This is a genomic window from Cryptobacterium curtum DSM 15641 (genome assembly GCF_000023845.1).
GTDB lineage: Bacteria > Actinomycetota > Coriobacteriia > Coriobacteriales > Eggerthellaceae > Cryptobacterium > Cryptobacterium curtum.
The window spans coordinates 655,674-679,188 of sequence record NC_013170.1; the positions used below are offsets into that span (position 1 = coordinate 655,674).

At 51.7% G+C, this 23,515-nt stretch carries 24 protein-coding genes; 21 read left to right on the plus strand and 3 right to left on the minus strand.

The window, feature by feature from the left end; all coding sequences use genetic code 11:
• Positions 1 to 3: 3 nt before the first annotated feature.
• Entirely contained in the window at positions 4 to 471 is a 468-nt protein-coding gene (smpB, locus tag CCUR_RS02745; protein WP_012802961.1) for an SsrA-binding protein SmpB, read from the plus strand.
• A 72-nt stretch (positions 472 to 543) separates the two neighbouring features.
• On the plus strand, positions 544 to 894 hold the full coding sequence (locus CCUR_RS02750) for a hypothetical protein (protein WP_012802962.1): 351 nt from the start codon (positions 544 to 546) through the stop codon (positions 892 to 894).
• Positions 895 to 1,151: 257 nt separating this feature from the next.
• Here CCUR_RS02750 and rpmB read toward each other — a convergent pair whose 3' ends face one another.
• The gene (rpmB, locus tag CCUR_RS02755; protein ID WP_012802963.1) at positions 1,152 to 1,343 is read right to left on the minus strand and encodes a 50S ribosomal protein L28; all 192 of its coding nucleotides are present in this window, start codon (positions 1,341 to 1,343) and stop codon (positions 1,152 to 1,154) included.
• A 270-nt stretch (positions 1,344 to 1,613) separates the two neighbouring features.
• Here rpmB and CCUR_RS02760 point away from each other — a divergent pair, with 270 nt between their 5' ends.
• From CCUR_RS02760 to rplT, 19 genes are all read left to right on the plus strand, one after another.
• The gene (locus CCUR_RS02760; RefSeq protein WP_012802964.1) at positions 1,614 to 1,961 is read left to right on the plus strand and encodes an Asp23/Gls24 family envelope stress response protein; all 348 of its coding nucleotides are present in this window, start codon (positions 1,614 to 1,616) and stop codon (positions 1,959 to 1,961) included.
• Between the two features lie 64 nt (positions 1,962 to 2,025).
• The gene (locus CCUR_RS02765) at positions 2,026 to 3,657 is read left to right on the plus strand and encodes a DAK2 domain-containing protein (RefSeq protein ID WP_012802965.1); all 1,632 of its coding nucleotides are present in this window, start codon (positions 2,026 to 2,028) and stop codon (positions 3,655 to 3,657) included.
• A gap of 26 nt (positions 3,658 to 3,683) precedes the next feature.
• Positions 3,684 to 5,909 carry an ATP-dependent DNA helicase RecG gene (locus CCUR_RS02770; protein ID WP_012802966.1) on the plus strand — a complete coding sequence of 742 codons (2,226 nt, stop codon included), beginning with the start codon at positions 3,684 to 3,686 and terminating at the stop codon, positions 5,907 to 5,909.
• Positions 5,910 to 5,911: 2 nt separating this feature from the next.
• Positions 5,912 to 6,478 carry a 16S rRNA (guanine(966)-N(2))-methyltransferase RsmD gene (gene rsmD, locus CCUR_RS02775; protein ID WP_012802967.1) on the plus strand — a complete coding sequence of 189 codons (567 nt, stop codon included), beginning with the start codon at positions 5,912 to 5,914 and terminating at the stop codon, positions 6,476 to 6,478.
• Positions 6,475 to 7,005 (plus strand): pantetheine-phosphate adenylyltransferase, encoded by a 531-nt coding sequence (coaD, locus tag CCUR_RS02780; protein ID WP_012802968.1) that lies wholly within the window; start codon positions 6,475 to 6,477, stop codon positions 7,003 to 7,005. The genes rsmD and coaD overlap by 4 nt, the downstream gene beginning before the upstream one ends.
• 185 nt (positions 7,006 to 7,190) lie before the next feature.
• Positions 7,191 to 8,186, plus strand: coding sequence for an MFS transporter (locus tag CCUR_RS07590; RefSeq protein WP_217189881.1), 996 nt, complete (start codon positions 7,191 to 7,193; stop codon positions 8,184 to 8,186).
• Positions 8,156 to 8,746, plus strand: a complete 591-nt coding sequence (locus tag CCUR_RS07595; protein WP_217189882.1) for an MFS transporter — start codon at positions 8,156 to 8,158, stop codon at positions 8,744 to 8,746. Before CCUR_RS07590 ends, CCUR_RS07595 begins: the two co-directional genes overlap by 31 nt.
• Positions 8,747 to 8,788: 42 nt before the next feature.
• Complete coding sequence (locus tag CCUR_RS07705) at positions 8,789 to 9,061, plus strand: TetR/AcrR family transcriptional regulator (RefSeq protein WP_012802969.1); 273 nt, start codon at positions 8,789 to 8,791, stop codon at positions 9,059 to 9,061.
• 504 nt (positions 9,062 to 9,565) lie between these two features.
• The gene (locus CCUR_RS02795) at positions 9,566 to 10,042 is read left to right on the plus strand and encodes an ATP synthase subunit B family protein (protein WP_012802970.1); all 477 of its coding nucleotides are present in this window, start codon (positions 9,566 to 9,568) and stop codon (positions 10,040 to 10,042) included.
• 17 nt (positions 10,043 to 10,059) lie between these two features.
• Positions 10,060 to 10,623 carry a YceD family protein gene (locus tag CCUR_RS02800; protein ID WP_041225204.1) on the plus strand — a complete coding sequence of 188 codons (564 nt, stop codon included), beginning with the start codon at positions 10,060 to 10,062 and terminating at the stop codon, positions 10,621 to 10,623.
• A gap of 137 nt (positions 10,624 to 10,760) precedes the next feature.
• On the plus strand, positions 10,761 to 10,940 hold the full coding sequence (gene rpmF / locus CCUR_RS02805; protein WP_012802972.1) for a 50S ribosomal protein L32: 180 nt from the start codon (positions 10,761 to 10,763) through the stop codon (positions 10,938 to 10,940).
• Between the two features lie 268 nt (positions 10,941 to 11,208).
• Positions 11,209 to 12,231, plus strand: coding sequence for a phosphate acyltransferase PlsX (gene plsX / locus CCUR_RS02810; protein WP_012802973.1), 1,023 nt, complete (start codon positions 11,209 to 11,211; stop codon positions 12,229 to 12,231).
• 62 nt (positions 12,232 to 12,293) lie between these two features.
• The gene (rnc, locus tag CCUR_RS02815; protein WP_012802974.1) at positions 12,294 to 13,133 is read left to right on the plus strand and encodes a ribonuclease III; all 840 of its coding nucleotides are present in this window, start codon (positions 12,294 to 12,296) and stop codon (positions 13,131 to 13,133) included.
• 3 nt (positions 13,134 to 13,136) lie between these two features.
• Positions 13,137 to 16,691 carry a chromosome segregation protein SMC gene (gene smc, locus CCUR_RS02820; protein WP_012802975.1) on the plus strand — a complete coding sequence of 1,185 codons (3,555 nt, stop codon included), beginning with the start codon at positions 13,137 to 13,139 and terminating at the stop codon, positions 16,689 to 16,691.
• Between the two features lie 3 nt (positions 16,692 to 16,694).
• Positions 16,695 to 17,849 carry a signal recognition particle-docking protein FtsY gene (ftsY, locus tag CCUR_RS02825; RefSeq protein WP_012802976.1) on the plus strand — a complete coding sequence of 385 codons (1,155 nt, stop codon included), beginning with the start codon at positions 16,695 to 16,697 and terminating at the stop codon, positions 17,847 to 17,849.
• Positions 17,839 to 19,251, plus strand: a complete 1,413-nt coding sequence (ffh, locus tag CCUR_RS02830) for a signal recognition particle protein (RefSeq protein ID WP_012802977.1) — start codon at positions 17,839 to 17,841, stop codon at positions 19,249 to 19,251. The genes ftsY and ffh overlap by 11 nt, the downstream gene beginning before the upstream one ends.
• A 260-nt stretch (positions 19,252 to 19,511) precedes the next feature.
• On the plus strand, positions 19,512 to 20,102 hold the full coding sequence (gene infC, locus CCUR_RS02835) for a translation initiation factor IF-3 (RefSeq protein ID WP_174249818.1): 591 nt from the start codon (positions 19,512 to 19,514) through the stop codon (positions 20,100 to 20,102).
• Between the two features lie 3 nt (positions 20,103 to 20,105).
• Positions 20,106 to 20,303, plus strand: coding sequence for a 50S ribosomal protein L35 (gene rpmI, locus CCUR_RS02840; protein WP_012802979.1), 198 nt, complete (start codon positions 20,106 to 20,108; stop codon positions 20,301 to 20,303).
• A gap of 21 nt (positions 20,304 to 20,324) precedes the next feature.
• Positions 20,325 to 20,678 carry a 50S ribosomal protein L20 gene (rplT, locus tag CCUR_RS02845; RefSeq protein ID WP_012802980.1) on the plus strand — a complete coding sequence of 118 codons (354 nt, stop codon included), beginning with the start codon at positions 20,325 to 20,327 and terminating at the stop codon, positions 20,676 to 20,678.
• A gap of 440 nt (positions 20,679 to 21,118) precedes the next feature.
• Here rplT and CCUR_RS02850 read toward each other — a convergent pair whose 3' ends face one another.
• On the minus strand, positions 21,119 to 21,460 hold the full coding sequence (locus CCUR_RS02850; protein ID WP_012802981.1) for a NifB/NifX family molybdenum-iron cluster-binding protein: 342 nt from the start codon (positions 21,458 to 21,460) through the stop codon (positions 21,119 to 21,121).
• A gap of 263 nt (positions 21,461 to 21,723) precedes the next feature.
• Positions 21,724 to 23,379 (minus strand): DEAD/DEAH box helicase, encoded by a 1,656-nt coding sequence (locus CCUR_RS02855; RefSeq protein WP_012802983.1) that lies wholly within the window; start codon positions 23,377 to 23,379, stop codon positions 21,724 to 21,726.
• Between the last annotated feature and the right edge of the window lie 136 nt (positions 23,380 to 23,515).

The window sequence follows — 23,515 nt, forward strand, 5'->3', positions numbered from 1 at the left end:
ACGATGGCGCGCGAAGAAAAACTTATCGCGCGGAACCGATCGGCGCGTCATGAATATGAAGTGCTTTCGACGTACGAGTGCGGCATTCAGCTTGCAGGCACCGAGGTCTGTTCCCTGCGCGAAAACAATGCTCAGCTCACCGATTGCTTTGCGTTGGTGCGGCGCGGAGAAGTGTGGTTGATGAATCTTCATATCGCACCGTACAGTCACGGCAACCTTGCGAATCGCGACCCTGATCGCAATCGTAAACTCCTCTTGCATCGTAACGAAATACGGACGCTGCAAGAGCAGACGCGCGAACGTGGTCGAGCTCTTATCCCGCTGAAGATGTACTTTGCAAAGAATGGTTTGGTTAAAGTTGAGCTTGCGGTATGCCGTGGTAAGAAGCTTTATGACAAGCGTCAGGATTTGCGTCGACGGGATGCCGCACGCGAAGTTGAGAGAACACTTAAAGAGCGAAGTCGCTATTAACTGCTGTTGCTGTGAATATGACGTGTCAGCTGGCAGGATCCTGAGAGATACTGAGACACGATAGGAGACGCTATGTCTGCCACACATGAAGATACCGAGCAAGAGGTTGTCTACGTCTATGTCGATGAAGACGGCAATGAAATCGAGGTATCCGACGACGATCTCGAGGACTATGAAGTCGTTGAAGAATATGAAGAGGAATATGAGCAGGACGAAGAAGAGTTAGAAGAAGGGGAAGAGAGGGGCGGAGACAGCTCTGCAAAATCTGCAGGCGAGGATAATCCACTTTCCTACGATAACGTTCAGGAGACAACTGATAATCTCAACGATATTGCTCGCGAAGGGGTTGCTGCAGCGCGTGAACTCAAGGAAACCTACGACGACATAAAAGGGCTCTTCAGCATCGGCAATTGGCTCAAGTAATTTGTTCTTTATCTTGCAGTTTGCGTAGGTATGAAAAAGGATATCGACCTACATCAACACCCCTTTATTGGGCGCATATTTTGTCCTTTACCTCATATGCGGCCTGATGTGTCCAAGAAATCGTCCGGAGACCACCTCTTGTTTGATTTGATCCAAGCATGAAAAAACCGCCCGGTAGGGCGGTTTTACGTGAACGATAAAAGTTCTTTACGGTAAGACTTCGACGCTTAACAGCAAAGTTTCAAAGCGCTTAGTCCTTATGCGCGCTCAACCTTTCCAGCTTTCAGGCATTTCGTGCAGACGTTAGCCTTGCGAACGCGACCCTTGTCATCTTTGATGGTGACGCGCTGAACATTCGGGTGGAACATACGATTAGTCACGCGATGTGAATGGCTCACATTTCGCCCAGCGACGGGGGTCTTGCCACATACTTCACAAACCTTGGACATTCGAATCACTCCAGACGATATGATTTCAGCTTGCCTTTATAAGGCACTAAGCGTTTCAAAAACAGCTTACGAAATATACCATGGAAGCGCTTTGGTGGCCAAATCATTTTCCTATTGTGTGACAGCGCATTCACGGTTCCTTCGCAAATGGCTTGTGGAGAACCACGTGATAACAGGTCAAAGGGCAAGAGGAGGGTGTCCATGCGCTATACTGGGCAATCGAACTTATAGGATGTAACAATAACGCGCGCATCATGAAAGGATGATCGCATGGCGGAATCGATTACCGGCGATCTGCATGTCGCCAATGACGTTTTAGCTGACTTGGTAGGTAACGCAGCGCTCTCGTGCTATGGCGTAGTGGGCATGGCTGCGCCAACAGCAGCTGATGGTATTGCCAAAATCCTGCCCGCGAGCCGTCTGCGCCGTGGTGTCGTGGTTGATACGAGCCAAGCAGGCGTGCATGTAGATCTGTATGTCGTTATTGAATACGGCACAAACATCAACACGGTTTCACAAAACCTTATTGAAGCGGTGACGTTTGCCCTTACCAACTATGCTCAAGTGCCTCTTGCGGGTGTGGACGTGCATGTCCAGGGTGTCAAGGTGCGTAAATAGGCAACGTTTAAATGCGGTGCCTGTCGGTTTAAGCAGCACCGTTTCGCAAGGAGAGAACAACAACATGGCAGAAACCTATACGACCAACGACATTCTCAATGCCATAGCAGCTGCGAGTAAGGCGTTGGGCGAGCGCAAAGATGAGGTTAATCGCCTCAATGTCTTTCCCGTGCCCGATGGCGATACGGGAACAAACATGTCGCTTACGGTGAAGATGGTTGTCGATAATCTGGCCGCTCTTCCCATTGGCGCCTCGGGGGCTGATATACGGCGTGCAATCACTACCGGTGCGCTTATGGGCGCGCGTGGTAATTCGGGTGTTATTACTTCGCAAATACTGCGTGGCCTCTGCGAAGGGGCCGCCGAATGCGAAGCGTTTGACGTGCCCTCGATTGATCATGCGTTTGATACCGCATCTACCACGGCGTTTCAGGCTGTTCGCAAGCCAGTTGAAGGTACCATTCTCACGGTTTTGAAGGATACCGCTGCTGCTGCACATCGTGCCAACAAGAAGAAAATGCCGCTTGAAGAGGCACTTTCCTTTATTGTGAGCGAAGCATACGCATCGGTACAGCGCACACCCGACCTACTCGCAGTGCTGAAGGAAAACAACGTTGTCGATGCAGGTGGATTTGGCCTTGCCATCTTGATAGACAGCTTTGTTGCCGCCCTAACAGGGCGGGAAGCTCCTCTTGGTGACGAACTTGCCATTGCGCGATCGGCTGAACCGAAGGTAGCTATCGAGCAGATTAACGACTGGGAAGGCTCTGCCTATCGGTATTGCAACGAATTTCTTGTTGATTCAGATACGCTCGATAAAAATGAAGCGCTGGACTTTCTTGCCACGATGGGCGACTGTGAACTGTGCGTAGGGGACAACCCGAAGTTCAAGGTTCACGTTCATTCGAATCATCCTGACCAAGTTCTTGCCTACTTCCTTGAACGTGGTCAAATTTTTGAGGTCTTTATTCATAATATGCAGCTTCAAGCAGCTGATCGCACGGCGAAACTTGCCGAAGAGCAGCAACGCGAACACAAACCGCTTGGCTTTGTCGCGGTGGCAGCTGGCGCAGGCAACGCGCGAATTCTTGAGTCGCTTGGTGTTGATTACGTCGTATCCGGTGGGCAGACGATGAATCCTTCAACGAAGGATTTGCTTGATGCAGTAAATTCTGTCAATGCCGATGCGGTTATTGTTTTGCCGAACAACAAGAACATTATCATGGCAGCTCAAAGTTGTGCTGAGGTTTCCAATATCCCGTGTGAAGTGGTACCGACAACAAGTGTACCCCAAGCATTTTCTGCGCTTATTGCCTGCAACCCAACCGGCGGTCTTGAAGAAAACGTTCGTGTGATGACTGATGCGCTTGCCGACGTTCGAACGGGCGAAGTAACAACTGCTATCAAAGACGCCAAGGATGCTCACGGTAACCCCATTAAGGCAGGCGATGTTATCGGTATTGCTGATGGCTCCATCGAGGCAGTTGCGCAGACGGTAGACGATGCGGTTGAGGCATTGCTTGAGCATCTTGAAGCCGACGAGTATGACACGCTCACTATTCTTGCGGGTGACGAAATGACCGATGATGCATTTAACGCGCTTGTTGAATCCATTGAGTCGACCTATGACGATCTGGAAGTTGATGCGCATCGAGGTGATCAGCCTCTCTATCCAATCGTGTTTTCTCTAGAATAGTTCCGTCCAGCCAGCAGGGAAGGTGTATGGGCGTAGATAAACACACAACGCAACGAAAGGCGGCGCGAGCTTTGGCTTCCAGCCGCCTTTCTGCTGTGCTTGCCTTTGATGGACCGGTTTCTCAGGTAAAAGGAGTATCGGCTGGCCGCGCGTCGGTGCTTGCTTCCTGGGGTGTACGTACCGTACGTGATTTAATCGATCGGTTTCCACACCGCTATCTCGATATGAGTGAACGCACAACAATAGCAGCTGCCACGATTGGTCAGTCGTGCACAGTGGCTGGATGGATTCACGAGATAAAACTGAAGCGTCCCAAACCACGTCTTGATTTGGTTGAAATCACCCTGCGCGATGCAACGGGTACCCTTTTGGTTACCTGCTTTCGGCAGCCATGGCTTGCCGATCGGCTTCATGAGGGCGATACCGTTGCTCTCTCAGGTAAAATAGAGTTTTCTTACGGCTTTAAGCGCATGACAAATCCCTATCTTGAAGTGGTTGAGGGCTCGCTTGATGCGGTTGAAGGCATTATTATTCCTATCCATCCTGCTGGTGGTAAGCTGACTGCGGCATGGGTCCGTCGGCTTGTCTCATCGGCGCTCTCGCTTTGCGCTGGCCTTGACGATCCGCTGCCTCTTGATTTGCGCGTACAGTATCGACTTATGAGCCGCCAGACTGCTCTTCAATGCATTCATTTTCCCCATACTATGGATGAAGCGCGCTTGGCTCGGCGTCGTTTGGCGTATGAGGAAGTATTTCTGCTTGAGCTCAATCTGATGATAAGCCAGCGTGCTGAAGCACAAGGAGCATCTCCTATAGCGCATCGCATTGACGGTCCGGCTGTTCGTGCGCTGGCAAAAGCGCTTCCTTTTACCCTGACTGAAGAACAGATGGTTGCTCGTGATGAAATTCTTCATCGCATGGCAGCACCCACAAGTGCGAGTCATATGCTGCTTGGCGACGTCGGAACCGGTAAGACCGCTGTTGCACTCTTTGCCTTGGCTGCTGCTACCGATTCTGGCAACCAGGCACTTATGATGGCGCCAACCGAAGTATTAGCGGCACAGCACGCCGCGAGTGCTGGTTCCTTGCTTGATGCAGCAGGCGTTTCATGGGCGCTTCTGACCGCTTCGACTCCTACCGATGAGCGTGCGTGCATTCGAGAAGGTTTATCAAACGGTTCGCTTACCGTTCTGTTTGGAACACATGCGCTGCTGGAACCCGATATTGCACCACGTTCCTGTTCGCTTGTGGTGATTGACGAACAGCAGCGTTTTGGGGTGGAGCAGCGCCGTACTTTACGGGAAAAGGGCCCCGGCTGTGACTACCTTACCTTAACTGCCACACCCATCCCGCGTACGCTTGCTCTGGCACTTTATGGTGGCATGACGCTTTCCTACCTCACAAAGCGCCCGCGCAACCGCGCTGGAACAACCACGCGGGTGCTTGTTCATTCACGCCGGGGTGAAGCGTACGAAATTGCACGTGATGCGCTTGATGCGGGTCACCAGGTATTTGTTGTGTGTCCGCTTATTGGCAAGCCCGCTTCAGACGCGCAGACCAAGCATACGCGTGAGGCTGCTGCCGACGAAGAAGAGGGATATGCGTACGCGCGTATTGCTATTGAAGATGAAGGCGACCTGCATGATGACGATATTCATGCTGCGCGTGAAGAAGCTCGCTTTCTCCAAGAGAAAATATTTTGCGGCTATAGCGTTGGTGTGTTGCATGGCCGTATGCCCGCCACGGAAAAGCGCGCTTCAATGGAGCGTTTTGCTGCAGGTGAAGTCGATGTGCTGGTAGCAACAACGGTTATCGAAGTTGGTATCGATGTGCCGAATGCGACGGTAATGATTGTTGAGGATGCGGATCGGTTTGGCTTATCGCAGCTCCATCAGCTACGAGGTCGCGTTGGTCGTGGCGATGTTCCGGGGGAAGTCTGCCTGATATCTTCGACAAAAAATCCTGTTGCCCTTGAGCGTCTTGCGGCTATGGAGCGTACTGAAAATGGCTTTGAACTGGCAGAATTCGATCTGTCACTTCGTCGAGAAGGCGATATCTTAGGAAACCGCCAGCACGGAGCATCATCCTTGCGTCTGGTGAATGTCATACGCGATCGGGCGATTGTCGAGACGGCATATCGCGATGCGCGCACCCTTATTGAAGCTGACCCCGATTTGTCACAGCCCGACCACGCCGCACTGCGTCTTGAACTCTCTCGTACCTTTTCACCTCATGGGGAAGGGGTGTCTTGATCATGCGGGTGATTTCCGGAATATATCGTGGCCGACGTCTTGTAGCTCCTGCGGGTCGTGGCACGCGGCCGACAACCGATCGCGTGCGTGAATCGCTCATGAGCACCATCGCTTCGGCACGTGGGGGCTGGGACGACGCAATCGTTCTCGATGCTTTTGCTGGCAGTGGCGCGCTTGCGATTGAAGCGCTTTCGCGCGGTGCGCGATGGGCATGCCTGTGTGAACAAGATCGTGCAGCATTGCAGGCGATCAAGGAAAATACGGCGTTTATTACCGATGATTCGTTTCAGATTGTGCGGGGCGATGTGCTCGGTCGCATTGTTGTTCATCCGCCAACACCCTATGATATTGTCTTTCTTGACCCGCCGTATGCGCTTGATGCGCGCTTACTTGCTACTTTGTTACAGCGTTTAGAAGCGGCCGAGCAATTGGCAGATGATGCTCTTATCGCCTATGAGCATGATGCTGGGCGCTCTTACGCTGAACTTACGCGCCTTGAGACACTTTCGCTAGCTACTTCAAAGGTGTATGGAGACACCGTTGTTGACTTATTCAGGAGGACCATATGAGTACGCCATCAGTGCGTCCCGAACGACGCGCTCTTGTTCCCGGGACGTTTGACCCTATTACTGAAGGACATCTCGACATCATTCGCCGCGCGGCGCAGATATTTGACGAGGTGCTTGTTGCCGTCGCCGCTTCGCCTGCAAAGGGTGGCCATGGGCGCTTATTTACGCTTGAGGAGCGGGTGTCGTTAGTGCGTACGTCAACCGCTGATATCAGTAATGTTCGCGTTGAGCCGTTTAGCGAACTTCTTGTTGAATTTGCGCGTCGGATGCAGGCTGATGTCGTGGTGAAGGGGTTGCGTGCTATCACCGACTTTGAATACGAGTTTCAGATGACGGCGATGAACTATGAAATTGAACGCAATATCGAAACAGTGTTTATCATGTCACCGCCGCAATATATGTACCTTTCATCGTCCATCGTTCGTGAAATTGCGAGCCTCAATGGCCCCTTTGAGCAGTTTGTTTCGCCTTGCGTGTATGAAGCGCTGTGTGAAAAATATCATCTTGATCGTACCGATTGTAAGTAGTTAATTTTCCTTTATATCAAATGATCTATTGCTCCTTTCAGGACTAGCAGCCTTTCTAAATATGGGAAACTATTCTAAAAATAACGCTTCTAAAAGAGGTAATTACCTCTCTTGACATCTATATGTTATTGAACAATTACTATGTTAGTGACTAACATAGTAATACGTGTAAAGAGACAGTGACTATGGGTACAAGGTCTAATAACAGCCAAATCGTGTCAGAGGTGTCGAATGCCTTTACAGTGCAACAGTCATGGCGCGCTTTGGGTGGACTGTGTCTTGGCATGTTTGTTTGTTTCGCTAATACGACAGCTTTTAATATTGCCCTACCCACAATCTCTGTTTCTTTGGCAGCCGGTCAGGCAGAACAGCAGTGGATGGTTTCGTCGTATAACTTGATTTTTGCAGCGTTCATGCTGATATCGGGGTCATTAGGCGACAGGTGGGGCGCCAAGCGGACGCTTCTGTTAGGTACTGGAGCGTCTATCGCTGCGTCCTTCATAGGGATTTTTGCGTCCAACTCTATAACGACCATCATTGCGCGAGGACTCATGGGCCTAGGGGCGGGATTTTATGTGCCTATGGGACCTGCCATCATAAAACATCTTTTCGCATCAGATAAGCAGATGCGTGCTCTTACGCTGGGAGCTATCGCGATGACTCTTGGCGCACCGTTCGGTTTGATTCTTGGTGGCCTACTCATACATTTTGCTGATTGGCGATCTATTTTTGTCTTCGATTTCGTGGCCTTTATCGGCATTACGTTGCTTAATGCTCTATTGTTGCCACATTCTGGTCAACTGTCTTGCAGAAGAAAGACACGCTTCGTTCGATTGCCCTTTGCATCGGTGTTTTTTGCGCTTGTCGGACTTTCTTTACTTTCGGCGGGTCTTATTAATGCACAGGTTTCACTGTCTACCCCTGATTCGTGGGGTTTAGTACTGGCGGGATTACTTGCGACAGTCTTATTCGTGTATCACGATACGCATTCCTTAAACCCCCTTGCTGAACTCGACTTGTTGCGCACCCCTTCGTTTTTAGCTTCGTTGGTGGCGTTATTTGCTCTTAACTTGGCGATAGCGGGCATATTGTTTGTGCTGCCGACGTATGCTGAAACAGCACTTGAAAATAAGCGCTGTTGGGTGCGATTATGTTTATGCCCATGGTTGGTGCTGCTATAGCGGGATCCGTTATAGTCAAGCATCTTGCCGATCGGGTAGGAAAAAGAGGGGCGTGTATCGGGAGTCTCATCTGCATTGCTCTTGGTTTGGTTGGTATGGCTCTGTCAACAATAGGAGCAAGCTATCCTGTTTTGATTGCGGGTCAATGTATTTGTGGCTTGGGTATGGGCATGGGGTTACCCGTCATGCAAAGTTGGGGTATTGAACACGTGTCAGAACAGCAAGCTGGTGGAGCTGCTGCCCTTATTTCTACCTTTCAGCAGATTGGATGCCTTGTGGGGATTAGCGCGCTCGGTTCGCTGGTTGGATCATTGTATGTAACAGCCTGCAGGGGGAGTGCAGCAGAGGGATTTGCGTCTATCGCTTTGGCCTTTGAAGCAGCTAATCAAGACGCAACGCACGCGCAAGCAATCCGTGATGCGGCCAGTGGTGCGTATGCCCATGCTATTCTAATAACATTCTGCATCACTGCTAGTGCACTTCTTTTACTAGCAGCATGCATTGCACTTGTATCGAGAGCAAAGCGAGAAGAAGACCATGTGAGAAGTCGAGCAAGCTGATACGCACGACACTGCAGCACACGGGATGCTGGCGCGGGCAGATTGGCAGGCGCAGCGCCTTCGTTCTACCCGCTCACCTGCGGGCTGAAACTCATTTCTGAGCATGGGTACGATACAACGACGGCTCAGGATATTGTTCAAGCTGTCGGGGTTTCCACCATGACGTTCTTTCGCCACTTTCTTTCTAAGGAAGATGTTGTTTTGGGAATGTCGCCTGATAGCAATGCTATTATAGCTGCTGCAGAGGCGCTCAAAAGTTCAAGTAAAGACCTTTACCCTGTGAAATTGCCCATGCTGTTTTACAGGTGGCTATAGAAAAACCTGATTCTGAAGGGCTGTCTGACATCGCTCTTCGACTTGTCGTTGTGCACAAAAATCCTACGCTTCTGAAAGCCTTGTACGCTCGTATTTCTCGTTGGACAGATATCGTGAAAACACTTTTCCCGATTCATTGCGCGCAGCTAATGCTAGTGAGTTTTCGATGCGTTTGATGGCATCTGCTATAGTAATGTACTGGGTTGAGGTTATGTGTGAATGGTCTCGACAGGGTGGGATTAACGCTGATAGGCAACTCTTACAGACACTCGCCAATGAAGCTGATACACAAATGATGGACCTGTATTGAGGTTGATACACAAACGATGGCCCGGTATACAGCTCTTATCCATTAAAATAAACATTTGGCAGGGGAATATTGTGCGCTGATAGTGAACAGCTCGCTTGCCATTTTGCACGCGTTTGCGCGCATGGTAGAATGACACGGCTATTTGAGTGTATCGAAACTAACGCAGTTGTAATGCAGCATCTGGAAGGAACAACATGGACGAAACAGGAGTCTTGGGTCTGCTCGAGGAGCTTTCCATTCTATTGGAGGATGCCAAGCCCGTTTTCGGTAAGGGCAATTTGCGGCAGGTGGATGTAGCCGCTGCATTCGAGATTATTGATGACATCCGCGACTCATTCCCGAGTGAATTTGCTCAGTCACGCCAGATCGTCCGTGAGCGCCAGAGCTTGCTTGACGATGCCGAAGCTGAGGCTGACCGCATGATCGAAGATGCGCGCAGCCAGGCACTGACCATCGCAAGCGAACAGGAAATCGTTCGGATTTCTCAACAGCAGGCCGACCAGATTATGGCTGACGCCCGCGAACTTGAGCGTGAAACCCGCGCCGGTGCAGAAGATTACGCTGATGAAGTTTTCGGTCACGTTGAACAGAGCCTCGACACGCTGCTTGGCAACGTGCGTCGCTGCCGTGAGCGTCTTAATTCCAGTTCGCTTGGCACCACTGCTCGGTAGGTCGAGCTAGGGTTTTCTTGCCGGCATATATCGAAATACCACGAGAGCTCTTCGCTCAGGCGGAGAGCTCTTCGTTTGAGGGCACTTGCGAGTTTGCCTGCCTTGACGCTAATCCTGATAGGTATCGGTTTACCGCCCCACTAAAGTGGTCTATTACGGTGCAGAGCACGGGAAAGATGCTCATTTTAGATGGCACGGTATCGGGAATAGGCAATACTGCCTGTGCGCGTTGTCTTGATGAATTTGAGATTGAACTGACGGGCACTATCGAAGGGTGCTACCTTTTGCCGGGTACACCTGCACCAACTGACATGGATTCGGATGAATATGATGTTCTGCCAATGAACCGGATAATTGATGTTGAGCCATTAATTATTGCGGCGCTGTTGGTAGATATTCCGCTTGTTCCTCTTTGCCGTCCTGATTGTCGCGGAATTTGTCCGGATTGTGGCATTAATCTCAACGAGGCATCATGCGATTGCGCTGCACGTCGTGCGGCAGCGCGCCAACAAGAAGAAAAGGCAGCTAATCCGTTTGCGGCACTTGAGTCACTTGATTTAGGGCAGCCGAAAGAAGACTGACGACACTATGCAATATCGATGGACGATCCTTGCATTCAAAACGGACGTGCGCTAATATCATCGCTTGCGTGTTCACAAGAAGACTAATCGGATTTAAACCAATCGGGTTTGCATCCGTCGCAATGAAGGAGAGTCCAATGGCAGTACCTAAAGGGAAAAAGGGTCGTGCTCGCACCCATGCCCGTCGTTCCGTTCACGACAGGATTGCCCAGCCCGCTCGGAGCGTTTGCCCCAAGTGTGGTGAAGTAAAGCTTCCGCATCGTGTATGCCCAAGCTGTGGCTTCTATCGCGACCGTGAGGTCATTGAGACGGCTTAGTCTTTTTAGTTGGTATATGGATCCCCCGGCGTGCTTATCGCGTACGGGGGATTTTTCATACCTGCACACAGTTGACCAGGAATAATTGACCAGGAAATAAGATAGATGCCGGGTGTTAATGCTGAAGTGTACAGCCATAGTGCACAGGGTTAAGCACGGGCGCAGTACAGATAAGTGCCGATAGTAGGTATAACGGCATACGAGTTCCGTCATAGAATTTATCAATATATAAGCCCGATGATTGAATCCCTCGAAGGAGGCTTTGAGCATGAACGATACCGTTACGATAGCAGTTGATGCCCTTGGTGGAGACGCTGGCGCATCGGTGGTACTCCCTGGTGTCGCAGCCGCTCTTGCGCAGGATTCGCACCTGCAGGTTATTCTCTGCGGGCCGGCCGATATCGTAGAGCCGTTTGCACGCGAGCATGAGCGCTGTCAAGCTCAGGTGACAACCGAAGAAATCGCGATGGGTGAACATCCAGCGACGGCCGTGCGGAAGAAACGTGATTCTTCGCTGGTGGTGGGGTGTCGCCTTGTGAAGGAAGATCGTGCGCAAGGGTTCTTTTCGGCTGGATCAACCGGTGCGGTATTAGCTGCGGGTACGATGGTGGTTGGACGCATTAAGGGGGTGGCTCGCCCGGCGCTTTGTACCGTTCTTCCATCGCCTGCGAAACCGGTTATCCTCTGTGATTGTGGAGCGAATGCCGACTGTAAGCCTGAATATCTGCTCCAGTTCGCCCAGATGGCGTCGATCTATGCTAAAACGGTGCTTGGTCGCGAAAATCCACGTGTTGCGCTTTTGAATATCGGGTCTGAAGAAGCAAAGGGAAGTCGACTAGCTCAAGAGGCTCACGCGCTTTTGAAAGACAAGTTCCCTGGCTTTGCGGGTAATGCCGAGGGCAACGATGTACTTGCGGGTTCGTTTGACGTGTTTGTCACCGATGGATTTACTGGCAATGTTTGCTTGAAGACCATCGAAGGCACTGCTCGCACGCTGATGGGTGCCTTGTCTGGTGTCTTTCGGGCAAATCCTCTTACCATGCTTGCTGCTGCTCTGGTAAAAGGGGGACTTGTTGATTTGAAACGGTCTCTTTCCTCAGACGAAACAGGTGCAGCGCCACTGCTCGGAGTGCGTGGTGCAATAATGGTGGGGCATGGCTCGTCAAACGAGCAAGCAGTCAAAAACGGGGTGCTTACTTCAGCACGCGTTGCCCGCCTGGGGGTTTCTAAAATAATCGCGCAAACGATTCTGCCTGAAACTGCCTCGGGTACAATTATCGAGGGAAAATAAAGCAGCGGTAGGTAAGATCGCCCGCTGCGATGACGCAGAGAGGGCGAGATCGGTTTCGGGATATGGTTACGCACGATGAACAGCGCGAAAAACTCGATCGCGCTCAAGAGGTTTTAGGGTATCGCTTTTCAGATGAGCACTTTTTGTTATCGGCTATTACGCATCCCTCTGCAGTTGAGGGCATGCCGGTTAAGTTTTCCTATGAACGGCTTGAATTTTTAGGCGATAGCATTTTAGGGGCTGTCGTTGCTGATGCCGCATTTCATCGGTTTCCCGATCTTGACGAAGGCGGCCTGACACGCATTAAGGTGTCTCTCGTGGCTGGATCTTCGTTATCCCAGGTAGCTAATGAATTGGGATTTGCCGATTTTATTATCTTTGGCCAGTCTGAAGCAGGTACTGGTCGTCGTGGTCTGCATTCAGCACTCGAAAATGTCTACGAGGCTGTGGTGGCCGCTTTGTATTTGGATGGCGGCATGGAAGTTGCTCGCTCCTTTATTGTTCAAACCCTGCTTGGTTACATGAGCATTGACATGGCGCGCGAACCGGAAAATCCTAAGAGTGCGCTGCAAGAAAAACTGCAGGAGGATGGCATTACTCCTACCTATAAACTTATTGAAACGCAGGGGCCACCGCATGATCGTACATTTGTTGCAGCGGTATATGCGGGCCTGCAAGCGCTTGCGCGAGGGGTTGGGCGCACGAAGAAAGAAGCGGAGAGCAAGGCGGCTCAGACAGCGCTTTCCCATCTGCCCGACGAAAAGCATAAGCGGCATAAAGATAAGGGTAAAGATAAAGCTGAACATCGCAAGAAGGGTGCTACGAGTCATTCTCAAGATAACGATACGGGCGAAAAGCCGATACCGGATACGGTGGCATCGAACACGGCAGGGCGGGAGTAACGCATGCATCTGAAGTCGCTCGTTCTTAAGGGCTTCAAGTCGTTTGCAGATCGCAGTGTCTTGTCGTTTGAGCCAGGTATCACCGCTGTAGTGGGCCCTAATGGGTCGGGGAAGTCAAACGTTTCTGATGCCGTGCTGTGGGTTTTAGGCGAACGAAATGCAAAAAACCTACGTGGTCAGGCAATGGAAGACGTTATCTTTGCCGGTTCAGCGGTGCGAAAACCAGTGTCTGTTGCCGAAGTGGAGCTTATATTAGACAACACTGATGGCACGCTTCCGGTGGAATATTCTGAAGTGTCCATTGCCCGTCGCATGTATCGCAGCGGCGAAAGCGAATACCTGATTAATGGAACGATTGCCCGCCGTATGGATGTGCTCGACATTCTGCATGACTCAGGGCTTGGAACCGGTACCCATTCGATTATCTCGCAGGGGCATTTGGCCTCGATATTGCAGAGTCGTCCTGAAGATCGGCGTGCCCTTATTGAAGAGGCCGCTGGCGTGCTCAAGCATAAGCAGCGCAAAGCGCGCAGCGAACGGAAGCTCGAACGTATGGATGCGAGCTTGACGCGTGTGCGCGATATTGTGGCAGAGGTTGAACGAACGCTGCGTCCGCTCGAGCGTAAAGCACGTCGTGCGCTGGCCTATAAAGAAGTTTCTGCTGAACTCGCGCAGGTCAAGCTTGGTCTTTCTGTTGATGATTTACGTAAACTGCAAGTATCGTGGGATGAAGCGCGTACGCGTGATACCCAGCTTACCGATAAACTTTCAGATATGCGTGCCACTATAGAGCACGCCGAAAAGCAAGCCGAGACACTTCAACATCGTTTGCAGGTTGAAACGGCTGATGCTGGTCAGGCGACAGCACTGCTTCGTCGGGCGGAAGGCATATCGGATAAGCTCGACTCAAATGTCCTTGTATTGCGTGAAAAGAAGCGTTCGCTTGCTTCTTACCTCGCTGAAATGCAGCTTTCCCTTGAAGCAGGTACGAGCCGCTTACAAGAAGCCGAAGGACGTCAGCAGGAAGCGCGTGAAGCGGCCGATGCAGCAGTTCAGGCGCGCGAGGCAGCCGATGCAGCATTGAAGCGCGCACAAGATGAAGCGGATGAAATACAGGCGCACAAACGAGTGCTTCAGCAGAAAAGCGATGAAGCCACCCGTGCGCGACGCGATGCGTTGGCTCAGTTAGAGGCAGCGCGCGCTCGCCAGGCGCAGATGCTCAAGCAGCTTGCTGAAAATGAAGCGGCTGAAGAAATGCTTTCTACGCAGACAGCGCAGCTAACCGAACGTCTCGAAGCTGCGCGCCGTACAGCACAGGTAGCCGATGAAGCACAGGTGGATGCTCAAGCAGCGTGCGAAGCAGCACGTGTGTCTGACGAGACAGCCCGTGAGGCTGTGGGCAAGGCGCTTCATGAACGCGATAAAGCGCGTGGTGTTGTTGACCAGGCCCGTAACGATCGTGACAGTGCCCAAGCGCGATTTAAAGGGCTTGAGGAACTTGAGCGTGCACGCACGCAAGAAAACCCGCTGCGCGCGTGGGGCGCTAATGCCGCCGCTCAACCATCGGGCCCCGCACGTATTCTTGAAGCGATTCGAGTATCCGACAGCCAAATGGAACCACTGGTCAGTCAAGTACTTGCCGATGATGTCTGGGCGCTTGTTGCCCGTGATGAATCTGAGGCCTTCAACCTTATCGATCGTGCCTTGGCCGCTGATACCGTGGGGAGTATCTCAGTTGCCTATGGAGCCCAGGTTGATACTCGGGCTCAGTCTTTGTCCGATGCCCCTTCTGGTGCGGTGTGTTTGCTTGACTACGTGGAAGCGGATCCCACTGTTCAGGAAGCGCTTCAGTCGCTTTCTGGCGATGTACTTGTGTGCAAGACCCTTGATGATGCGCGTGGCGCATGTCGGGCGGGGTGGCGTGCAGTAACGCCTGACGGTGTTATGGCATTACCTACCGGCACAATTCATCTGTTGAGGGCTGATGCCGAAGGATCGAGCGCGCGAGATGCTCTATCAGTTCATGGTCGTCTTGAAGAAGCGCGAAAGGCGGCAGATAGTGCTGAAAAGGCGCTTGCTGCGGCGCAACAGCGGGTAGTAGCAGCTGAAGATAATTTACGACAGCACCAGGCAAAAAATCTTGAGACATCACAGGCGCTCGCGCAGGCAAAGGGCATGGCTGCTTCGGCAGCTGAAGATGCTCGTCGTGCTGCGGAAGACCTAAAAGGGCTTGAACGCGAGGCTGAATCTCTTGCTGAATCACGTCGCGCTGCGCGTGCGGCACTTGATGCTTCACGTCCTGATGCCGCTGCTCTTGATGATCGCATTCGTGCATTGTCGGTTACTATTGACGAGGCCACCTCGACCATAAACGAACTTCGTGACCAACTGGCGCCGGTGCGCAGCCAGGCTGATCGAGCAGTAGCCAATCTCGCTGAAGCAAAACTTGCCAGTGCTACAGCTAAAGAGCGGACCGATTACGCGGCTCGTATCCTGATTGCGCGCGAGCAGGATATCAAACAGGCACGCCGCGCTCAGTTGTCGTTGAGCGAAGGCATCCAGCGTAAGGGGATAGCTGCCAGTCGTATCGACCCATTACTTACTTCTCTTGAGACTCTTTGCGCGGCCGCCCGCAGTCGGGCCGCGCGGCTTGAGACAGCTTCCGTTGCTTCGCAGGAAGCAACCGCAGCACTTCACGAACAGATTAATGTGGCTCGTGAAGAAGTTCGGAAAGCGCACGATGCGTTTGATACAGCCAACGAGCATCTTTCGGATTTACGTGTTGAAGCAGGCCGTTTGGAGATGCGTGTTGAAGCGGCTATTTCGACAATCGTCGATGAATGTGCCACACCTTTAGAAACAGCCCTTTCCCTTCCGGAATTGGATGACCGGAGTACGGCGGAAGCATCTGCATTTAAACTACAGCGGAAAATAGATGGTATGGGGACGGTTAATCCTGATGCCGCAGAGGAATATGAGCAACTCAAAGAGCGCTTCGACTATTTGAATACCCAGCTCGAAGATATGTTAACCGCTCGTCGCAGCCTAGCGCGTATTGTTACTATTATTGACGAGCGTATGAAGGATGACTTTGCCAATACCTTCGCACGCGTTGATGATAATTTCCGCCGCATCTTTGAAGTGTTGTTCCCTGGTGGATCGGGGTCGCTCGAATTGGTTGATCCTGACGACATGGAAAACACGGGTGTTGAAGTGAATGCACAGCCATCAGGCAAGCGCATTCTAAAAATGTCCCTTATGTCGGGCGGTGAAAAATCACTGGTTGCGCTGGCATTGCTCTTTGCTGTATATAAAACTCGGTCAACACCATTTTATATTCTCGACGAAGTTGAAGCAGCGCTTGACGATACAAATTTGCGGCGTCTTGCAGCATATCTTGATTCAATCCGTCACGAGACGCAGTTTATTATGATCACACACCAGCGCCGCACGATGGAGATGGCCGATGTGCTGTACGGCATTTCGATGCAGGCCGATGGTGTTACCAAGGTGATGAGCCAGCGTCTTGATAAGGCGCTTCGCTACGCGGAAGGATAAAAGATGTTCGAAAGCGTGAAACAGGGGATGTCCCGCACGCGTCAGATGTTTACCGAGCGTATGAATGTATTGCTCGATCGTGGACCTGCTGTCGATGAAGAATTTTGGGAAGGACTTGAAGAAGCTCTTATCCTAGCTGATGTAGGTGCGCCAGCTGCTTTGGATATTGTTGAGGCACTGCGTGTTGAAGCAACGCGCCATGCGCTTCCCGATGCATATGCGGTTATGGATGCGCTTGCCGATCAGATTGCATCATCTTTCACTACAGAGGGGCAGGGGCTCTTCGAAGAAAACCCGGTGCTTGTGCTGTTTGTCGGCATCAATGGGGCGGGGAAAACGACGACGGTCGGTAAGATCGCTGCACATTCAAAAGCGCATGGTCGCTCGGTTTTGCTTGGTAGCGCCGATACGTTTCGTGCGGCAGCTATTGAGCAGCTTGAGGAATGGGCGCGTCGTTCGCAGGTTGAAATTGTCGAGCGCGAACGCGGGAGCGACCCCGCTAGTGTATGCTACGACACGATCGAGCGGGCTGAAGCGCTCGGAAGCGATCTGGTTCTTATTGACACCGCTGGGCGTTTGCATACGTCTGACGATCTCATGCGCGAGCTGCAGAAGGTGGTTAGCGTGGTGCGCCGCCGGGCTGCTATGCCGGTACGCACCGTGTTAGTGATTGATGCAACGACTGGCCAGAACGGTCTTTCACAGGCACGCGCTTTTGATAAAGCACTTGATTTGGATGGCCTTATCGTAACGAAGCTCGATGGTACAGCAAAGGGTGGCATTGCGCTGGCTATTTCACACGAATTGAGCCTTCCCATTGTCAAAGTAGGTGTCGGCGAGCAACTAGATGACCTGCAAGAATTCGACGCACACGATTTTGCTGCAGCACTTATCGGTGCGGAAGCGGTTTATGAAACCGACGGGGAAGCTCGAGATTCAGCCACAGAAAACCTTGCATCTTCCAACTTAGTCAGCCAGGCTCCTTCTGAGCCTGAGCCTGAGCCTGAGCCTGAGCCTGAGCGGGTTACACAGGCCGCTGAATCGTTCGCCACAGCAGCACCAGACACTACTTACGCAGAAGAACCCAAGCCGCAAGAAGGACGCTTCAGGCGCCTGTTCAAGTGGCGTGGAAGAAAGAGGGAAGACGATGCTCGATAGCCTTTCTGAGCGCCTTCAAGGCATATTTGGTGGCTTGCGTGGCAAAGGCAAGCTTACCGAAGAAGATATTGATGCTGCTATGCGTGACATTCGTCTGGCGCTGCTTGAAGCCGACGTCAACTACAAGGTAGTAAAGTCGTTTGTGGCGCGCACGAAAGAACGCTGCCTTACCGCAGAAATACTTGATTCTCTCACTCCTGCTCAAAATGTGGTTAAGGTTGTACTTGACGAGCTTACGGGGCTATTGGGCGGCGACTCACCGCGCCTGGAGCTTACGAGCCGCATTCCAAACGTGATCATGCTTGTTGGATTGCAGGGTTCAGGCAAGACAACCGCTGCTGCAAAACTGGCCTACCTGCTGAAGAAGCGCAATCGCAACCCCTTACTAGTTGCGTGCGACGTGTATCGACCTGCTGCTGCCGATCAGCTGCAAACGCTCGGTGACGAAATTGATGTGCGTGTCTATCGTGGTGAAGGAAAAGACCCGGTTGCTATTGCTCGTGAAGGTGTGCAGGATGCCATCGACCATTTACGTGATGTGGTAATCGTCGATACGGCCGGGCGTCTGCATGTTGATGAAGACATGATGGCTGAGGCCAGTGCCATCAAAGACGCGGTCAACCCTGATCAGATTCTTATGGTTGTTGATGCCATGACCGGTCAGGATGTTGTCAACGTTGCTGCTGCTTTTGCTGAACGCGTGGACTTCGATGGTGTCATTATGTCCAAAATGGACGGTGACGCACGAGGTGGTGGCGCGCTTTCAGTACGCGAAGTCACCGGTAAGCCAATCAAGTTCATTAGCGCTGGCGAAAAGCCTGATTCACTCGAAGAATTTCATCCCGACCGCCTTGCCAAGCGCATTTTAGGCATGGGTGATGTTGTCAGTCTTATCGAAACGGCGGCACAGCTTCAAGAAGATCAGCTCGCCGATGAAGCGGCTGAGCGCATGTTAAAAGCGCAGCTCAATCTCAACGATTTTCTTGAGATGAACAAGCGTGTCCGCAAAATGGGAGGCATACAAAAACTCGTTTCAGCCTTGCCTGGTGGCGATCGAGCCTTGTCTCAGGGGCAAGTTGACATGAGTGCTCTCGACCGCATGGAAACCATTATCTTTAGCATGACCGCCGAAGAACGCGAGCATCCCGACGTGCTTAACGGAAGCCGCCGGGCACGTATTGCTCGTGGCGCTGGCGTAACGGTTACTGATGTTAATCAGGTCATGAAGAAATTCAACGAGACAAAGAAGATGATGAAGCAGTTTATGCCCACCGAAGAGGTCTCTTCGCGCGGGAAAAAAGGCAAGAAGCGTAAAGGAAAACGTCGCCGTACTCTTCCTGGTATGGGCGGAATGGGTGCTGTCGATTTGAAAAAGCTGCAAGACATGATAGGGCAGATGTAACGTCCTTACACGTATTCCGGTTGTCATCTTTTGGGTGGAAATAATATGATGCCTTGTCGTATCTGCAACCTGCCGTTCGCTCGTTATGCCATTCGTGCTATTATGCAAAAGCTGTTTCAAGCGGGGTGATAAACCCCCACCTAGTTCGGCGCTTATGCTGCTGATGGGTCGCTCGCATATCGCATTGATATTCGTCCGCCCCGTGGCATGCGCCGCGGGGTTTTTGCTTGTCAGCTATAGATGAAAGCTACCAAAAGGAGGTGTTTGCGATAGCTGCGAAAGAGCCACGGCTCAACGAAGCCATCACTGCGCGTGAAGTACGGTTGATCGGCTACGACGGGGAACAGATGGGTATCTGTGCCACCGAGGAGGCCCAACATGTTGCCGATATGGCAGGTCTCGATCTGGTAGAGATTGCTCCAAATGCTCAACCGCCCGTATGCCGCGTCATGGACTATGGCAAGTTCAAGTACGAACAGGCCATCAAGGCAAAGCAGGCTCGCAAGAACCAAAGCAAGATTGAAATCAAAGAGATGAAGTTCCGCCCGAAGATCGACGTGGGAGATTACACCACGAAGAAGAAGCATGTTATTCGCTTCCTTGAGCAGGGCAACAAAGTCAAGATCACCATTATGTTCCGCGGCCGCGAAATGGCCCATCCAGAACAGGGTTTAAGCATCTTGGAACGCCTTGCGGACGATCTGAAGGACATGGCAGCCATCGAAGCTCAGCCGAAGATGGAAGGCCGTAACATGCACATGGTCATCGCTCCGTTGGCCAGTGCGATTAAGAAAAAGAAAGACGTAGTCGCCAAGGGCGGCAAAGCGAAGCAGGGGAAGGAAGAGGAATAAACCATGCCTAAGATGAAAACCCACAGCGGCACCGCCAAGCGTTTCCGCGTTACCGGTTCTGGCAAGATTATGCATGCTAAGGCATTTAAGAGCCACATCATGACTAAGAAGAGCCAGAAGCGTAAGCGTAATTTCCGTCACGAGACCGAGCTTGCTCATGCTGATCAGAAGATGATCGGCCGCAATCTTGGTATCCGTTAGTCCACAAGGAGGATATGAATCATGCCTCGTGTAAAGCGTGCAGTTAACGCTCATAAGAAACGCCGTGTTGTCCTGAAGCGTGCAAGGGGTTACTACGGTGCAAAGTCCCGTTCGTATCGCGCTGCAAAAGAACAGGTTCGTCATTCGCTTCAGTATCAATACCGTGATCGCCGCAACAAGAAGCGCGAGATTCGTCGTCTGTGGATTACACGCATCAATGCTGCCGCTCGCCTGAACGGTATGAGCTACTCCACATTCATGAACGGCCTCAAGAAGTCGGGCATCGAACTTGACCGTAAGGTGCTTGCCGATATGGCTGTTAACGACGCGGCTGCCTTTGCAGCACTCGTTGAGGTAGCTGGAAAAGCCCTGTAGTTTTTCTTACTGCACTTAATTGCATCGCCCTCTGCAAACTCATCTCATCGGATGAAGATGCAGAGGGCGTTTCTTTATTCAGCAGATCTTGTTATAGTCGGTTGATAGTGCAGGTAGAGAAGTAGTTTGGTAGTCTAACTTTATTTTGCCGTAGTCTTGAAAGGCTTAGGGTTAGTACAATTCAAGGGATGCCTCCTAGATACAGAGAAACCGCCAAGTGCCAAAGACACCTGACGGCTCTCTTGCCTGCAGCTCAAATCGAAACTGCACGCGTTTCACTGTCTAGTAATCTACATTGTGGATGTAGTGCTAGTCAATAGAACGACTGAGAATTCCGGGGTGTAATTCACTTTCGTGACAAACCTCTATCTAAAATTGAGCAAAAACTTGTCCTAATTCTTTCCTGTTCTTTGTCGCTACCTGATGTGGGCGACGCTTTTCTACTCGTCGTCGTCCTGGGGAACGTCAGCTACAAGAACATCGGCACAGCGATCAATGTAAGCTGCAGCGGCATCAATAGCACGTCCTGATGCGGACGAGACAATATCGATTCCCCGAAGGGAAAATGCTTCTTGTGCATCTGGTGATATGTTATTGCCGATGAGTGCGTCAACGCCGATTCCTTCCATCAGTTGGGCGTATTCTTCGGCAGAAAGCCCTTGGGCAGGAATGTTTTGGGAGTCGATTATTTGATAGCTTTGCGTTGTGTAGTAATTGAAATTCAGGCACTGGGAAAAATGCTGAGCGACGTCTAAGCCGTCACTTGCCACGGCAATACGCATGTTCCTTCCTCCATTCCGATAGGTCCTACCATGCATGGGGACTCACATGGGAGCTTATGGAAATGCCCTCAGATTCGATGTGGACGAACCTGAGGGCAAACATAACACTGCGCAGGAGTTATACGGGTGTGTTGCCGCTCAACGGGGATAAATACAAAGCATGCGGCAAGGGTCGCGAAAAAGGAATGATGAAACGCGGCGCTATTCTTACTGCGAATGTCGATTAGTAAGGTAGATTCTTACTGTGCACAGCAAAGCTGGGGCTATCCTCGCTGTGAGCGCCGGTGCTGAGCATCGCGTCGAGCCCGTTGCGAGCGTCCCGGACGAAAATCGCCGTGGCTGTTACTAGTGGTGCGTCCTTTGCGGAAATCGCCACGCACGTCGTTAGCGCTGCGGCCTTTACGGTTTCGCTCGCTTTCATGAGCTGCTCCAGCACGTTGATTTTTCTTACGCTGCTTTTTGGCAGTGCCGCGCGTTTTATGCGGGTTTTCATATTCATTTCGCTGGTCGCGGCGTGTGCGTCCACGCCGCGTGCCCTGCTGTTCACTCCGTTCCGATTCGTCAAAGTGCCTCTCGGAGTTATTCCTATTACTCTTATTGCCTCGAGGGTTTTTGTGGCCTCTCTGTTGTCCACCTGCGCGCTGATCTTCTGTATTGTGCTCACGACGAGAGCTACGAGAACTCTTTGCTTTTTTGCGGCTTTTATCTTCACGCGCCGCGGTAGCAAGCTCGGGATCGTTTTGCGCATTTGCGCGGGTGGCTTTTGCTGCAAGAGCATTATCACTTGCCGATGAATCGAAGCTTTCGACGGACATTTCGGGAATGTCTTTTCCAATAAGCTTTTGAATGTCGCGGAGAATAGCTTTATTTTCCGGGGTCACAAACGATATGGCGCATCCAGCTTCGCCTGCACGTCCGGTGCGGCCAATGCGATGGACATAATCTTCAACCTGATCAGGCATGTCGAGGTTTACAACATAATTGACGTTGGGTATGTCGATGCCGCGTGCGAGCACATCGGTAGCTACCAGAATGTCGCACTTGCCAGCTTCGAGTGCTTCAATAGCGCGCTTGCGTTGGTTTTGGCTGCGGTCGGAATGGATAGGTTCAACGGCGAATCCCGCTTTACGCAGCTTACGCACACAGGTGTCAACACGATGGCGCGTGCGGGCAAATACAATAATGCGCGTGCCGCCCCGTTCGTTTAATAGCGCAATAAGCAGATCGTTTTTATGACGGTGATCAACAGGAATGCGGTACTGCTCAATCGTGTCAGCCGTTTCACCGCGATGTGCAATTTCGACAAACACCGGGTTGTTCAACAGGTGTGCCATGTTGTCTTCAATAGCTGAATCAATAGTGGCTGAGAACAGGAGCGTTTGGCGTTGAGTGGGACAAGCAGCAACAATGCGGCGCATATCAGGAAGAAATCCCATATCAAGCATGCGATCGGCTTCGTCAAGAACGAGCGTTTCCACCTGATTGAGATGGGCGGCATCTTGATTCATCAGATCAATAAGGCGTCCTGGTGTGGCGATAAGCACATCGGTGCCGCGACGGAGACTATCGATTTGCGGGTTGTACGACACGCCGCCGACAACGCAGGTAACTCGATGACCGCTGCGTTTGGCAATCGTGCGACAGACCGATTCTATCTGCAGCGCGAGTTCGCGTGTGGGGGTAACAATAAGTAAAAGTGGTCCTTGTCCATGTCGCGCATGGCCAAGACGATCCATCGTCGGCAAACTGAATGCAGCGGTTTTACCCGTACCTGTTTTTGCGGCAGCGATAACGTCGCGTCCAGCAAGTACAGCGGGGATGGCTTGTTCTTGGACGGGGGTAGGGTCGGTGTATCCTAGCAGGTCAACAGCGGCCAAGGCCTTCTCGGAAAGGCCGAGGTCGTGAAAAGTTTTTGACATGAATAACGCTTCCTTTAAAAGAAGGGAATAAAACAAACGTGCTTTAGCGGCGATTCTGGACGTTTGCCGGTGAAGGTATTTACGTGATGTATCCATAGGTGAAATCACGTACTCACAGGCGAAATCGATACAAGCA

Bases quoted from the DNA above. Each gene is read 5' to 3' on its own strand.
- smc (WP_012802975.1), top strand. From the start codon at position 13,137: ATGCATCTGAAGTCGCTCGTTCTTAAGGGCTTCAAGTCGTTTGCAGAT.
- CCUR_RS02855 (WP_012802983.1), bottom strand. From the start codon at position 23,379: ATGTCAAAAACTTTTCACGACCTCGGCCTTTCCGAGAAGGCCTTGGCC.
- plsX (WP_012802973.1), top strand. From the start codon at position 11,209: ATGAACGATACCGTTACGATAGCAGTTGATGCCCTTGGTGGAGACGCT.
- smpB (WP_012802961.1), top strand. From the start codon at position 4: ATGGCGCGCGAAGAAAAACTTATCGCGCGGAACCGATCGGCGCGTCAT.
- CCUR_RS02795 (WP_012802970.1), top strand. From the start codon at position 9,566: ATGGACGAAACAGGAGTCTTGGGTCTGCTCGAGGAGCTTTCCATTCTA.
- CCUR_RS02850 (WP_012802981.1), bottom strand. From the start codon at position 21,460: ATGCGTATTGCCGTGGCAAGTGACGGCTTAGACGTCGCTCAGCATTTT.
- rpmF (WP_012802972.1), top strand. From the start codon at position 10,761: ATGGCAGTACCTAAAGGGAAAAAGGGTCGTGCTCGCACCCATGCCCGT.
- ftsY (WP_012802976.1), top strand. From the start codon at position 16,695: ATGTTCGAAAGCGTGAAACAGGGGATGTCCCGCACGCGTCAGATGTTT.
- CCUR_RS07590 (WP_217189881.1), top strand. From the start codon at position 7,191: ATGGGTACAAGGTCTAATAACAGCCAAATCGTGTCAGAGGTGTCGAAT.
- CCUR_RS02760 (WP_012802964.1), top strand. From the start codon at position 1,614: ATGGCGGAATCGATTACCGGCGATCTGCATGTCGCCAATGACGTTTTA.
- CCUR_RS02770 (WP_012802966.1), top strand. From the start codon at position 3,684: ATGGGCGTAGATAAACACACAACGCAACGAAAGGCGGCGCGAGCTTTG.
- rpmB (WP_012802963.1), bottom strand. From the start codon at position 1,343: ATGTCCAAGGTTTGTGAAGTATGTGGCAAGACCCCCGTCGCTGGGCGA.
- rplT (WP_012802980.1), top strand. From the start codon at position 20,325: ATGCCTCGTGTAAAGCGTGCAGTTAACGCTCATAAGAAACGCCGTGTT.
- CCUR_RS02765 (WP_012802965.1), top strand. From the start codon at position 2,026: ATGGCAGAAACCTATACGACCAACGACATTCTCAATGCCATAGCAGCT.
- rpmI (WP_012802979.1), top strand. From the start codon at position 20,106: ATGCCTAAGATGAAAACCCACAGCGGCACCGCCAAGCGTTTCCGCGTT.
- rnc (WP_012802974.1), top strand. From the start codon at position 12,294: ATGGTTACGCACGATGAACAGCGCGAAAAACTCGATCGCGCTCAAGAG.
- coaD (WP_012802968.1), top strand. From the start codon at position 6,475: ATGAGTACGCCATCAGTGCGTCCCGAACGACGCGCTCTTGTTCCCGGG.
- CCUR_RS07595 (WP_217189882.1), top strand. From the start codon at position 8,156: ATGTTTATGCCCATGGTTGGTGCTGCTATAGCGGGATCCGTTATAGTC.
- rsmD (WP_012802967.1), top strand. From the start codon at position 5,912: ATGCGGGTGATTTCCGGAATATATCGTGGCCGACGTCTTGTAGCTCCT.
- ffh (WP_012802977.1), top strand. From the start codon at position 17,839: ATGCTCGATAGCCTTTCTGAGCGCCTTCAAGGCATATTTGGTGGCTTG.
- CCUR_RS02750 (WP_012802962.1), top strand. From the start codon at position 544: ATGTCTGCCACACATGAAGATACCGAGCAAGAGGTTGTCTACGTCTAT.